The 13,925-nt window shown below is 71.5% G+C and carries 9 protein-coding genes and 1 tRNA gene; 5 read left to right on the forward strand and 5 right to left on the reverse strand.

Annotation, left to right across the window (positions count from 1 at the left end):
• Window positions 1–2 precede the first annotated feature (2 nt).
• The gene (locus tag AB0I45_RS01780; RefSeq protein WP_137318196.1) at window positions 3–824 is read left to right on the forward strand and encodes an NAD(P)H-binding protein; all 822 of its coding nucleotides are present in this window, start codon (window positions 3–5) and stop codon (window positions 822–824) included.
• A gap of 58 nt (window positions 825–882) precedes the next feature.
• On the opposite strand, the gene AB0I45_RS01785 is transcribed toward AB0I45_RS01780, so the two are convergent.
• Together AB0I45_RS01785 and AB0I45_RS01790 are read right to left on the reverse strand one after the other, a co-directional pair.
• Window positions 883–1,104 (reverse strand): hypothetical protein, encoded by a 222-nt coding sequence (locus AB0I45_RS01785; protein ID WP_101652577.1) that lies wholly within the window; start codon window positions 1,102–1,104, stop codon window positions 883–885.
• 47 nt (window positions 1,105–1,151) lie between these two features.
• A tRNA-Ser gene (locus AB0I45_RS01790) sits at window positions 1,152–1,239 on the reverse strand.
• Between the two features lie 421 nt (window positions 1,240–1,660).
• Here AB0I45_RS01790 and glgX point away from each other — a divergent pair.
• From glgX to treZ, 3 genes are read left to right on the forward strand one after another with little or no spacing between them, the layout of a single operon-like run.
• The gene (gene glgX, locus AB0I45_RS01795) at window positions 1,661–3,937 is read left to right on the forward strand and encodes a glycogen debranching protein GlgX (protein ID WP_360316380.1); all 2,277 of its coding nucleotides are present in this window, start codon (window positions 1,661–1,663) and stop codon (window positions 3,935–3,937) included.
• Between the two features lie 37 nt (window positions 3,938–3,974).
• A complete protein-coding gene (locus tag AB0I45_RS01800; RefSeq protein WP_360316383.1) occupies window positions 3,975–6,899 on the forward strand; it encodes an alpha-amylase family glycosyl hydrolase in 2,925 nt (974 codons plus the stop codon).
• 4 nt (window positions 6,900–6,903) lie between these two features.
• Complete coding sequence (treZ, locus tag AB0I45_RS01805) at window positions 6,904–9,318, forward strand: malto-oligosyltrehalose trehalohydrolase (protein ID WP_360316386.1); 2,415 nt, start codon at window positions 6,904–6,906, stop codon at window positions 9,316–9,318.
• A 241-nt stretch (window positions 9,319–9,559) separates the two neighbouring features.
• Here the strand turns inward: treZ and AB0I45_RS01810 are convergent, their stop codons facing one another.
• The 3 genes from AB0I45_RS01810 to AB0I45_RS01820 form a co-directional block, all read right to left on the reverse strand.
• Window positions 9,560–10,036, reverse strand: a complete 477-nt coding sequence (locus AB0I45_RS01810) for a VOC family protein (protein WP_137318207.1) — start codon at window positions 10,034–10,036, stop codon at window positions 9,560–9,562.
• A complete protein-coding gene (locus AB0I45_RS01815) occupies window positions 10,036–10,848 on the reverse strand; it encodes a VOC family protein (protein WP_360316390.1) in 813 nt (270 codons plus the stop codon). Before AB0I45_RS01815 ends, AB0I45_RS01810 begins: the two co-directional genes overlap by 1 nt.
• Window positions 10,849–10,972: 124 nt before the next feature.
• A complete protein-coding gene (locus AB0I45_RS01820) occupies window positions 10,973–11,719 on the reverse strand; it encodes a helix-turn-helix transcriptional regulator (RefSeq protein ID WP_265808875.1) in 747 nt (248 codons plus the stop codon).
• A 217-nt stretch (window positions 11,720–11,936) separates the two neighbouring features.
• Here AB0I45_RS01820 and AB0I45_RS01825 point away from each other — a divergent pair, with 217 nt between their 5' ends.
• Window positions 11,937–13,751, forward strand: coding sequence for a gamma-glutamyltransferase (locus AB0I45_RS01825; RefSeq protein ID WP_360316394.1), 1,815 nt, complete (start codon window positions 11,937–11,939; stop codon window positions 13,749–13,751).
• Window positions 13,752–13,925: the final 174 nt, after the last annotated feature.

Consider the following 13,925-nt stretch of genomic DNA (forward strand, 5'->3'; position numbering starts at 1 on the left):
TCATGACCATCCTCGTCACCGGAGCCACCGGAACCATCGGCAGCCTCATCGTCGACCAGCTCCTCGCCGCCGGAGAACAGGTGCGCGCACTCACCCGAAATCCCGCCGCGGCGCACCTGCCCGCAGCCGCCGAGGTCGTCGCCGGCGACCTCACCGATCCCGACTCGCTCACCGCCGCCTTCGACGGCGTCTCCGCCGCCCACCTCATCACGTTCGGCGGAGACGAGGGAGAGGCCCTGACGACCGGTCCCCGGATCGTCGACCTCGCCGCGCGGGCGGGAGTGCGCCGGATCTCCGTGCTCGGCGGCTGGGAGGAGACCTCGATCGAACCGGCGCTGCGGGAGTCCGCGCTGGACTGGACGGTGGTGGGGCCGGCGGAGTTCATGTCCGGCGCCCTGGAGTGGGCCGAAGGGATCCGTGCGGACGGGAGGCTGCGGATGCTCGCCGACTGGCCGAGCGCCGTCGTCCACGATTCCGACATCGCCGCCGTCGCCGTCGCCGCACTCACCGAGGCGGGGCACGCCGGGCGCACCTATGTCGTCACCGGTCCGGAGGTGCTCACGCCGGCCGAGCGTGCGCACCTCATCGGAGAGGCCATCGGGGAGGACATCGTCTTCGAACAGCTCACCGTCGAGCAGGAGCGCGAGCGGCTGCGGTCGTACGGCTATCCCGAGGACTACGTCGCATTCGGCATCGAGCTCGCGACGAATCCGCCGGCGGAGGCCGCCGAGGTGCACGACACCGTCGCACGGGTCACCGGGCGCCCGGCCCGCACCTTCGCCCAATGGGCGGAGGAGAACGCCGAGGCCTTCCGGAGGGGATGATCGCCGCCCCGCAGCTCAGCGGTGCCGCGGGGCAGCAGCGCTGCGGGGCCGCGGACCTTCAGCGCGATCGGTTGCGCGGGTGGTTCCGGGCCTGCCGTTCGTTGCCCCGGCGGTAGTTGCCGGTGAGCCGCGCCATGAGCTCCTGCGGATCCCCGGACTCCACGTCATCGAGGAAGTCCGCTGCACGGCGACCCCGCAGGGTGGTCGCGGGACGACCGTGATGCGTGATGACGACCGCGTCACCACGTTCGCGGTACTCGAATCCGGTCGGTCGGGTCATGCTCAGAGTATAGGGCGGATCCGGCCACCGAGCCGGGTGGTGCACGGCGGTGAGTCAGGGATTCGAACCCTGGGTAGGGGGTTGCCCTACAACGGTTTTCAAGACCGTCACATTCGGCCGCTCTGTCAACTCACCTCGCACCGGGCGACCGGCCGGGAGACCCCGTCCTGCCTGGCGGTGCACCCCACATTCTGTCACAACCACACACCCGGGCGAGGTGTAGTGACGTCCCCGCTGTGACGTCCCCGCTGGGACACCGGGGCGGACTGTGGGCCGACAGCCGGTGACGTCCCCGCTGTGACGCCGGAGCTCCGATTGCGCCGCCCGGGCTCCAGCGGCTCTCCATCCGCGACGTCCCCGCTGTGACGCCCGGCCGTCCCGGGGCCGTCCACCGGGACCGGATCGTCCCGTCGTCGCCTGCCCGCGACCCGCGCCACAGTTCGGCAACAGTTCATCCGTCGCCGCGGAGGCCGGTGAATCCGCGTCCGGACCACTCGGTAGGCTAGAGCAGGACCCACCGGTCCCGTGGAACCGAGCCAGTCAGGAGACATCCTCAATGCAAGTGTGGCCAGGAACGCCCTACCCTCTCGGTGCGACCTACGACGGTACCGGAACGAACTTCGCGATCTTCTCCGAGCCCGCGGAGAAGGTCGAGCTCTGCCTCTTCGACCAGTGGGGCAACGAGGACCGCATCGAGCTCACGGAGAAGGACGCCTACGTCTGGCACTGCTACCTCCCGCAGGTCGAGCCCGGCCAGCTCTACGGCTACCGCGTCCACGGTCCCTACGACCCCGACAACGGCCTGCGCTGCAATCCCAACAAGCTCCTCCTCGACCCCTACGCCAAGGCGGTCTCCGGGCAGATCGAGTGGGGCCAGGCGATGTTCTCCTACCCGATGGGCAGCGACGGCACCGGCTACAACGAGGACGACTCCGCGGACTCGATGATGCTCGGCGTCGTCATCAACCCCTACTTCGACTGGCGCGGCGACCAGCACCCCAACCACCCGTACTACCAGTCGGTGATCTACGAGGCGCACGTCAAGGGCCTCACCCAGATGCACCCCGACATCCCCTCGGAGCTGCGCGGCACCTACGCCGGCGTCGCCCACCCGAGCGTCATCAAGCACCTCAAGAAGCTCGGCGTCACCGCACTCGAACTCATGCCCGTCCACCAGTTCGTGCAGGACCAGCGCCTCGAGGAGGAGGGCCTGCGCAACTACTGGGGCTACAACACCATCGGCTTCCTCGCCCCGCACAACGAGTACTCCGCCTCCGGCCAGTCCGGCCAGCAGGTGCAGGAGTTCAAGGAGATGGTCCGCGCCCTCCACCACGCGGACATCGAGGTCATCCTCGACGTGGTCTACAACCACACCGCCGAGGGCAACCACATGGGCCCGACGATCTCCCTGCGCGGCATCGACAACACGCACTACTACCGCCTCGTCGAGGACGACCTCAAGCACTACATGGACTACACCGGCACCGGCAACACCCTCAACGTCCGGATGCCGCACTCCCTCCAGCTCCTCATGGACTCCCTGCGCTACTGGGTCACGGAGATGCACGTCGACGGCTTCCGATTCGACCTCGCCGCCGCCCTGGCCCGCGAGTTCTACGACGTCGACCGGCTCTCGACCTTCTTCGAGATCATCCAGCAGGATCCCGTGGTGAGCCAGGTCAAGCTCATCGCCGAGCCCTGGGACATCGGCCCCGGCGGCTACCAGGTGGGCAACTTCCCGCCGCTGTGGTCGGAGTGGAACGGCAAGTACCGCGACGTCATCCGCGACTTCTGGCGCGGCGAGCACTCCACGGTGGGCGAGTTCGCCTCGCGCATCTCCGGCTCCGCGGACCTCTATGCGAACTCCGGCCGACGCCCCTTCGCCTCGGTCAACTTCGTCACCGCCCACGACGGCTTCACCCTGGCCGACCTCGTGTCCTACAACGAGAAGCACAACGAGGCCAACGGCGAGGACAACCGCGACGGCGAATCCCACAACCGCTCGTGGAACCACGGCGCCGAGGGCGAGACCGACGACCCGCAGGTCCTCGCCCTGCGCGCCCGCCAGCAGCGCAACTTCATCGCCACCCTCGCGCTGAGCCAGGGCGTGCCGATGCTCAGCCACGGCGACGAGCTCGGCCGCACCCAGAACGGCAACAACAACGCCTACTGCCAGGACTCCGAGCTCGCCTGGATCGACTGGGAGAACGCCGACCAGCCGCTCATCGAATTCACCGCCCGCGTGTTCGAGATCCGCGAGCACCACCCGACGTTCCGCCGCTCCCGGTTCTTCGACGGGCAGGTCGTGCGCTCCGACGTCGACCAGCCCCTGCCGGACCTCGTGTGGCTCAACACCGACGGCGAGGAGATGATCGTCACCGACTGGCACACCTCCTTCGCCCACGCCGTCGGCGTCTACCTCAACGGCAACGGCATCCAGGGCATGGACAAGCGCGGTCGCCCGATCCGCGACGAGGACTTCCTCGTCTTCTACAACGCCTCCCTCGAGGACGTCGACTTCGTGTTCCCCGGCGAGGACTTCGCCCCCGGCTGGGAGGTCCAGCTCGACACCGCCGGCGAGTTCACCGAAGAGGACGTGTTCACCGCCGGGGAGAAGATCACCCTGTGCGGCAAGTCCATGCTCATCCTCAAGGAAGCGAGCACGCAGGAGGAGACCGCGATGACCGTCGAGGCCTCCCTAGCCTCGCGCAGCGCCGCCGGTCAGGCCGCCGGTGACGAGCCGTCGAGCCGCACCGGCACCCGCCGGGTCGAGGACCTCGGCGTGCCCGGTGAGGCCGGCGAGAAGGTCCGTCCCGGCTACGAAGAGATCTGAGCGCCGCCCGAGCCCACCCGACCGAGCAGGAGTGAGATTGAGTCAGCGCCCCGCCCCCGTCCCCGCGTCCACCTACCGGTTCCAGCTCACCTCCGACTTCACCCTGTTCGATGCCGCCGAGCAGATCCCCTACCTCGCCGGCCTCGGCATCGACTGGGTGTACCTCTCCCCCGTCCTCGCCGCCGAACCCGGGTCGACCCACGGCTACGACATGGTCGACCCCACCCGGGTCGACGAGGCACGCGGCGGGCGGGCCGGGCTCGAGGCGCTCTCCCGCGCCGCTCACGCCGCCGACATGGGGGTGCTCGTCGACATCGTCCCCAACCACATGGGCGTCGCCACACCCGTGCACAACCGGTATTGGTGGGATCTGCTGACCTTCGGCGAGGCATCCCGGTACGCCCAGTGGTTCGACGTCGACTGGGCGGCCGGCGCGGACGACACCGCGCCGTTCCGCCCCGCCGACGGCTGGACCCGCCCGGCCACCGGCAAGCTCGTCCTCGCCGAGCTCGGTGCCCCCGAGCACCTCGGGAAGCTCGAGATCCGCGAGCACGAGGGCAGCCCCGTGCTGGCCTACTACGACAACCTCTACCCGGTGGCCCCGGGCAGCCTGCAGGACGGGATGACCCCGCAGGAGCTCCACGCGGTGCAGAACTACCGGCTCGTCCACTGGAAGCACGAGGACTGGGGGCTCAACTACCGCCGCTTCTTCTCGATCAAGACCCTCGCCGGGATCCGCGTCGAGGACCCCGCCGTGTTCGCAGCCACCCACCGTGAGATCGCCTCCTGGTTCACCGAGGGCCTGGTCGACGGGCTGCGCATCGACCACATCGACGGGCTCGCCCGGCCCGAGGAGTACCTGACCCGGCTCACCCACCTCACCGGGGCCTACATCGTGACGGAGAAGATCCTGGCCCTCGAGTCCCGCGGTGCCCGCGAGCTGCTCCCGGCCGGCTGGGCCGAGGCCGGCGCCCGCGGCACCACCGGCTACGAGCTCATCGCCTACATCGACGGCGCACTCACCGACCGCTCCGGGTTCTTCCACCTCGAGGCCGCCCGCCAGCAGCTCTTCGCGGGCGGTCCGCTGCCCGGTGAAGCGGTCGAGGGGGCGGACGCCGCCGAGGAGCCGGCGGACCTCGCAGCCGCCGGCCGCCACCTGCAGCGCCACCCCACCTCCGTCCACGGCCTGTTCACCCAGATCGAGCAGGCCGCCAAGACGCACTTCGCTTTCGGCCCGCTGTGCGGGGAGATGCTGCGCCTGGCCCGCGAGCTCAAGGCCATCGGCTGGTTCCACTGCGATGCCCGCTCCCGCGCCGTGATCGGCGCCGACCCGCTCGACATCAGCACCGAGCAGCTCGCCGACGTGTTCGGGATCCTCGCCGCCTCGCTGCCCGTCTACCGCGTCTACCGCCCGGCGCCCACCGACCGCGAGCACTTCCTCGCCCAGCTCTCGGACACCGTCGACACCGCGGACCTGCCGCCGCTGAGCGAGGACGGCCAGATCATCATGCGCGCGCTGTCGGCGATCCGCTCGACGGCCCGCTCCGCGACCGCCTCGGACCGGCTGCTCGCGTACCTCGGCGTCGTGCTCACCACCGCGAACCATCCCACCTTCATCCGGTTCGCCCAGTCCACCGGCGCGATCATGGCCAAGGGTGTGGAGGACACGACCTTCTACCGCTACGCCGCGCTCACCGCGCTCAACGAGGTGGGCGGCCGGCCGGAGGAGCCGTTCGAGCCGGCCGCGCTGTGGCAGGAGTTCGAGCGCCGCATGCGCACCACTCCCCACGGCCTCAACTCGCTGAGCACGCACGACACCAAGCGCAGCGAGGACACCCGCGCCCGCATCCTCGCTCTCGCCGAGCTCCCCGGCGAGTTCCTCGCGTTCCTCGCCGCCGCCCGGCAGCGCACCTCCGTGCGCTACCGGCCCGACGAGTCCGACCTCATGGTCACCGCCGGAGCACAGTACGGCGTCAACGCGAGCATCGAGCGCACCAAGGCGCCGCTCGCGGCGGACACCTCGTTCGACATCCTCCTGTGGCAGGCGGTGCTCGGTGCCTGGCCGGCCACCCCGGAGCGGCTCACCGAGTACGCGCTCAAGGCCGCCCGCGAGCAGAGCCTCTACACCTGGTGGACGGACAACCACGAAGAGTTCGAGGACGAGCTGCGCGCCGCCATGGAGGCCACCGAGCAGGACCCCGAGCTCCGCGCCCTCATCGAGGACATGGACGGCCGGATCCGTGCAGCCGGGCACTCGAACGGACTGGTCGCCAAGGCGCTCCAGCTGCTCGCCCCCGGCGTCCCCGACGTCTACCAGGGCACCGAGCTGTGGGACCGCTCGCTCGTCGACCCGGACAACCGGCGCCCGGTGGACTACAGCGAGCGCGGCCGCCACCTCGGCGGCATCGACCGGCTCGATCTCAGCGATGAGGCGGCCTGGGACTCCGGCGCGGTCAAGCTCCTCCTCACCTCTCGCCTGCTCCACCTGCGCACGCGCCTGCGCGAGGTGTTCGTCCCCGACAGCCCGCTGCTCACCGGCCCGCCGGGGCCGGTGGGGCGGACGGGCGCGCAATGGGAGCATGCGCTGGCCGTGCTGTTCGGCGGGCGCGTGCTGCTCGTCGGAACCCGCCTGCCGATCGGCCTGGCAGCGGCCGGCGGGTGGGCCGACACCGCGGTCACCGTCGCCGCCGAGGACCTCCGCCCGCTCGACGAGGACGCCTACCTCGCCCAAGTGCTCGCGGAGACGGACCCCGACCGCTCCACTGACGACCTCCCCGCGGACGACCCCGGGACCAGCACCGCCGGCACCACCGGCTCCGCGGAGCCCAGCGAGGCCCCCGCACCCGAGGCGCCCTGCCGCTGGCGGGACGTGCTCACCGGAGCCGAGTTCACCGGCACCCGCCTGCAGGTCGCCGAGCTCCTCGACCGCCTGCCCGTCGCCGTCCTCGAACGCGTGGAGTAGACCCATGACGCGATACCCCGGCATCGACGCCACCTTCCACTTCCCCGACTATCCGAGCATCGCGCGCGGGTTCGTGACCGGCCCCGAGGCCGGGCCGGACCCCGACGCCGGTTCCGGCACCGGCATCAACCCGGTCACCGGCAGCGACCCGGTATTCCGCGTCTGGGCCCCGGCTGCCGGAACCGTGCGCCTCGCCTGGCGCCTCGCGGACGCGCCCTACGGCACCGACTTCGCCCGCACCCAGTACCGCGAGGCCCCCGTCGAGAGCGAGGAGCTCAATGCTCTCGGCTTCCACACCGAGGCGATGGAGGCCACGCCCGCCGGCTGGTGGGCCGTCACCGCGCCCTCCGATGCGCTCACCGCCGTGCTCCGCGATCTCGCGGACCACGCCGCGGGCGCCCCCGGCGGCACCGAGGCCCCCGTCATCGAGTACGGCTACCTCCTCGACGAGGATCCGACGCTACGCCCGGACCCGCGCTCCCGCCGGCAGCCCTACGGGCCGCACGGTCCGTCGGCCACGGTGCCGGTCCTCGGACAGCCGGGGAGCGCCTCGGCAGCGGGCAGCAGCCCGAACGGCGGCTGGGCCGACCGCGCCGACGGCGAGCCGGCCCCCACCTCGGCGTCGGACGACCCTGCGGCGAACCGCGCCTCGGACGGCGGCTGGGCGGGCCGGGCCTGGGACTCTTCCCCGGTCTACGAGCTCCACATCGGCACCTTCACGAGCGCCGGCACCTTCGACGCGGCGATCGAGAAGCTCGACCACCTCGTGCGCCTGGGCATCGGCTGGGTCGAGCTGCTCCCGGTCAACACCTTCGCCGGCCTCCACAACTGGGGGTACGACGGGGTGGGCTGGTTCGCGGTGCAGGAGAGCTGCGGCGGGCCGGAGGGGTATCGGCGCTTCGTCGAGGCCGCCCACGCCCGCGGGATCGGCGTGATCCAGGACGTCGTGTACAACCACCTCGGACCCTCGGGCAGCTACCTGGGGATGTTCGGGCCCTACCTCCACGCCGCGGCGGCGAACCCCTGGGGCGACTCCATCAACCTCGACGGCCCGGGCTCGGACGAGGTGCGTGCCCTCATCCTCGACGACCTCGCGATGTTCGCCGCCGACTACGGCGTCGACGCGTTCCGGCTCGACGCCGTCCACGCCCTTCTCGACTCGCGGGCCCTGCCGATCCTCGAGGACATGACCATCCACATGGAGGAGCTGGCCCGCACGCTCGGACGCGCCCACCCGATCCACATCATCGCCGAATCCGATCTCAACGCCCCCCGGCTCATCACCGCTCGCGCCGACGGCGGGGACGGCCTCACCGGCCAGTGGAGCGACGACTTCCACCACGCCGTGCACGTCGCACTGACCGGGGAGACCGAGGGCTACTACGCCGACTTCGCGGACCCCGAGGCGCTCCCGAAGGTGCTGCGCAGCGGCTTCTTCCACGACGGGACGCTCTCGACCTTCCGCGGCCGCGCCCACGGCCGGCCGATCGACGGAGACCGGGTGTCACCGGGCCAGCTGATCGTCTGCATCCAGAACCACGACCAGGTGGGCAACCGGGCGGCCGGGGAGCGGCTGTCGCACCTCGTCGGCACCGATGCGCTGGCCGTCGGGGCGGTCCTCCTCATGCTCGCGCCGAACACCCCGATGCTCTTCATGGGTGAGGAGTGGGCGGCCTCGACCCCCTGGCAGTTCTTCACCGACCACCGCGAGGACTGGCTGGGCGAGGCGGTGTCGAACGGCCGGAAGTCCGAGTTCGCGCGCATGGGCTGGGACGAGTCCGCGGTGCCCGACCCGCAGGACCCGGAGACCTTCACCCGCTCCGTCCTCGACTGGACGGAGTTCGGTGAGGGCGGGAGCGGAGATGACTCGGCTGAGGAAGCCGGAGCCGGGGTTCCTGGATCCGAGGCGGCCGGAGCCGGGGCCGCGGATGCCGGGTTCGCCACTTCCGGGCTGGGCACGGGATCGGCTCTCGGGGCCGGGCTGGGCACGGGATCGGCTCACGGGACCGGGACCGCGGCCCGGCGGGCGATCTTCGAGCTCTACTGCGCTCTCGGTGCGCTGCGCGCCGAGCGGCCCGAGTTCCGCGAGCTCGCCTTCGCCGACATCACGGTGGACGCGTCCGCGGGCGGAGGGAGCGCCGGTGACCGGTGGGTCGCGATGACGATCGGCGGTCTCCACGTGGTCGCGAACCTCGGGACCGAGGCCGCAGCCGTCGAGCTGCCCGGTGGTGCCGCGTCGATCCTGCTCGACACCGCCGGGTTCCTCGCCGAGCGCGGCGCCGGGTCGGGTGAGGACTCGCATGCCTCACGAGACGCCGGTGGCGCGACCGACGCCGATGGCGAGCTCTTCGCCTCGATCGAAGCCGGCACCGTGCGCGTACCCCCGAGGTCCGCGGTCGTGCTCACCACGGCGAGCTGACCCCGCGGCGCTGCCCCGGCGGCACATGTCCAGCACGACGCGCCGACCCTGCGACGCGCCGACCCTGCGGTGCACTGAACCGGCGAGGCGCTGCGCAAGCGGCGATCCGCCGCTTCATCCAACTGCGCAGTATCCGGAACCCGGCGCGCAATTGCGCGCTCGGGGCACGATACCGCGCAGTTGGATGATGCGAGTCATCCGGACGGACGGTTCACTCGAACGGGTCAGCCGGCCAGACGGCTCAGCCCGCGGCCTCGAGGTCGGCGATGACGATCTTCTTCATCCCGAGCATCGCCTGCATCTGCGCCGGCGTCCGGACGAGCTCACTCATCCGCGCCGGCACCACCTGCCATGACACTCCGAACCGGTCCTTGCACCAGCCGCACTGCTCCGATTCCGGGACGTGGGAGAGCTTCTCCCAGTAGTGGTCGATCTCCGCCTGGTCGGCACACGCGATCGCGAACGACACCGCCTCGGTGATGGTGAAGTACGGCCCGCCGTCCAGGCAGCCGAACCTCCGGCCGGCCAGCGTGAACCACGCAGCGTTGACCTTCCCGGCCATACCCTGGAACTGCTCCCCCATGACTTCGAGGTCGGCGGAGTAGCGCATGATCTCGTCGATCGAGGAGTCGGGGAACACGGAGACGTAGTACTCCATCGCCTCCTCGGCGCAGTCCGCGAACCAGAGGAACGGGGTGATCGTGTCGACGACGGCCATCAGGATCCCGCTCCCGGGCCGCCGGGGAGCGGCTGGTTGATCTGGAAGCTCGCGCCTTTCGGGTCCGCGACGGTCGCGACCCGGCCGAACGGGGAGTCGATCGGCCCGTCGAGCAGCTTCCCGCCGGCCTTCTCGATCGCGGCGACGGTCGCATCGGCGTCGGCGACCCCGAAGTACGGCCGCCAGAACGATTTCGTGCCGGCGGGGAACCATTCCTTCGCCTCGCACATCCCTGCGCTCGCCTTCTCCCCGGGTGCGTTCGTCGCGTACCGGAGGTCGGGCTGCGGGTCGTCCTCATCGCTGTCCATGAGCGTGATGTCGAAGTCGAAGACCGCGGAGTAGAACGCCGCCGAGGCGTCGAAGTCCATGCTCATGAGCTCGAACCACACCGGGGTGCCCGGCTTGCCGGAGAACACGTAGCCCTCGAACCCGCCGTCTTCCCACAGGCCCACGAACGCCCCGGTGGGATCGCAGATCCCGGCGAAGGTCCCCACGCCCTCCATCCGGGCGGGCTCGACGACCACCCGGGCACCGTTCGCGCGGGCCTTCTCGAGGCGCTCGTCCACGCTGTCCACGGAGAGGTAGACGTCCCATGTGGGGGTGAGCTCCTCGCCGTCCGGGCAGGTCATCCCGGTGGTGTCCATGAACCCGGCCTGGCGGCTGCCCTCTGCGACGGCCATGCGGTAGTGATTCATCTCCGGGCCCAGGTCCTCGAACTCCCAGCCGAAGATCTGTCGGTAGAAGTCGATGGAACCCGCGATCCCGTTCGCGCTGTACTCGAGCCAGGTGGGCTCTCCGGTCGGACGTGCCATGGTCGTGCCCTTCTCTCCATCGCGCCGGTCGCTGCGATCGGCGGTCCGTTGTGTCCGTGCCCGGAATCGGGTGACTCCGGCCCTGTCGGTGGTACCCACGGTAGGCCCGTGCGGGCGGGCGTGATTATCCGTTCCTGCGCTCCTGCGCCCACAGCACGGGCAGGGCCGACAGCAGGGGCGCCGAGGTGCCCGGCGCCGGGCCGAGGTCGAGCGCCACCTCGGCTCCGGCCGGCAGCGGTGCGGTGAGCGGGGTGCGGTGGACCGCGACGACGGGACGACCGAGTGCGAAGTGGTCGCTCACCTGCGCTGCGGGCGGCACGACGAAGGCGAGCAGCCACGGGTTCCCGGGGCACAGGGGCAGGTCGACGAGCTCCCGGTCGCGCAGGAGCACACCGGCGGCGGGCAGGCCGATGGGGGCCGGCTGCGGATACCAGCCCAACCAGGTGTCTGCGCCGCCCCATCCGTCGTCCGGGTAGCGGATCCGCACCCGCACCGGGGCGTGGCGCCCGCGAGCCTGCTCGAACGGCCGAGGCGGCTGCTCGCCGACGCTCTCGGCGAGTCGGCGCAGCGCGGCCGGGGTGGTGCCGACGGCGCGGGAGAAGCGGCGGGTGAAGGTCGGCAGCGAGTCGAAGCCGACGGCGGCACACACCTCGGACACGGCGAAGTCCTCGGCCAGCAGCAGGCGCTTGGCGGCATCGAAGCGGACCGCGGCGAGGTACTGCCCGGGGCTCAGGGAGGTGACCTGTGCGAACGCACGGGAGAAGTGGGCCGGGCTGTAGCCGACGTGATCGGCGACGTCGTCGACGGTGATCCGGTCCGCGTGGAGGCGGCGCATGAACGCGATGGCGGAGAGAGCCGTGGTGTGACTCATGCCACCACTGTACGACCTCCGCCGCAGGTGCGGCAGGGCGTTCTGCGCCGCCTGTGGGATCGGGAGCACGGTGTACGGTGCTCCGCACGAACCGGGCGCAGGGATGCGTGGAGGGGTCGTGGAGATGTGGAGCGCCGGCAGTGCGCGCCGCGCGAGGCTCCGGCCGGGCGCGGAACCGGTGACGGAGGCCTGGGCCGCGGCTAGGGTGGACAGCATCATGACTGCTCAGACTGACGCCCCCACCGTCGGGGCCGTTCGCGCCATCGCCACCCCGCACACACTCGCCACCGAGGCCGGTCGGCAGGCGTTCGCCGACGGCGGCTCCGCCGTGGACGCGGCGATCGCCGCCGATGCGGTGCTCACCGTCGTCTACCCGCACAACACGGCGATCGGCGGGGACCTCATCGCACTCGTCGCGCGCACCGCCGCCGCGGATGCGGGTGCGGACGGGGACCCGCCCACGTCAGCGGCACCCGCCCCGGGCGCCGGATCGCAGACCACGCTCGAGCTCGTCGACGGGTTCGGGTACGCCCCGCGCGCCGTCGACCCGGCGGCATGGGGCACGAGTGGGCGGGTGCCCGCCTTCGGCCCGGAATCCATCACCGTCCCCGGCACGCTGCGCGGGTGGAAGCACCTGCACGACACCTACGGCAGGCTCCCCTGGGCGCGCCTGCTCGAACCGGCCATCGCCTGCGCCCGCGACGGCTACCCGATCAGCGAGTCGCTGCGCGGGGCGATCGACCGGACGGCCGCCTCGGGGCCGGAGGGACTCGCCTTCGTCGAGGCGATGTTCGGACCCGACTGGGCGGAGGCCGAGCAGGCGTCCAACCCGGCGCTCGCCCGCACTCTCACCCGTCTCGCCGAGGCCGGCCCGGACGACTTCTACGCCGGCGCGGTCGCCGCGGACGTGCTCGCCTACCTCCAGCAGGTACGGCCGGACTTCGCGGCGGAGGACCTCGCCGACTACACGGTGCACATCGGTGAACCGCTGAGCACCGAGTTCGCCGGGCTCACGGTGAACACCGGTGGCGCGCCGTGCCAGGGGTTCGCACTCCTGCGGTACCTCGATGAGCTCGGCGAGGCCGCCGAGCCCCGTGGCGCTGCGGGGGCCGACGGTGTCGGCGGTGCCGCTGGGTCCGACAGTGTCGGGGCCAGTGGTGTCGGCGAGTCCGGTGGTGGCAATGGGTCCAGCGGTGCCGACAGTATCGACGACGGCGCTCTGACCGACGCCGCGCTCGCCCGCATCTGGACCGGGTCCTTCGCCGCCTCGGATGCGCTGCGCGACTCCGTCCTCGCCGAGGACACCGATCCGGCGCTCCTCCTCGACCGCTCGGGGCGCCTCGGCAGCGGTGACCCCGCAGCCTCTCCCACCGGCAGCGCCTCCCCCGCCGGCTCCGCCTTTCCCACCGGCGGCGCCTCCCCGGCCGACACCGTACGACCCGTCGCCACCCCGCCGGCCGACGGGGACACCGTGGGGATCGCGGCGAGCGACGGGGAGGTGAGCATCTCCCTCATCCAGAGCCTGTACTCCGCGTTCGGCTCGCGCTGCCTCGACCCGCACACCGGGATCGTGTTCCAGAACCGGGGCTCGATGTTCTCCCTCGACCCGGACTCACCGCAGCTGGTCCGGGGCCGGACGCGGCCCGCGCACACGCTCATGCCGGTCATCGTCACCGACCCGACCGGCCGCCCGGCCCTCGTGCAGGCGACGATGGGCGGCAAGGCCCAGGCGCAGATCCACGCCCGCCTGTTCACGCACCTCGTGCGCGGCGGCACCGCGGCCGAGGCCGTCGCGCTGCCCCGCTGGGTGACCGGCGTTCGCCATCCGGACGACACCCCGCAGTCCGTCCATGCGGAGGAGGACGTCCCCGCCGAGGCCGTCGCGGAGCTCGAGCGCTCGAGCCCGGAGCCGGTGCAGTGGACCGCCCCGCGCACTGACTGGATGGGCCACGCGAATGTCATCGACCTGCGCGGGGAGACGCCCGAGGCCGCCTCGGACCTCCGCGCCGACGGCTCCGCCTGGGTGGGCTGAGCGGCCGGCCGGCGAACCCGTACTTGCCCGTGCCTGACCTTTCCCGCGCCTGACCTTTCCCGCGCCGTTGCCGACGCTCTGAATCGTCCTTGGTTTGATTGAGGGTAAGCCAAACATCCTGAAAGGACATCGATTCTCTGATGGCCCCGTCGAAATACCCCCAAGAACTCCGTG

It is taken from the genome of Brevibacterium sp. NPDC049920, assembly GCF_040656435.1.
Classification (GTDB): Bacteria; Actinomycetota; Actinomycetes; order Actinomycetales; family Brevibacteriaceae; genus Brevibacterium; species Brevibacterium pityocampae.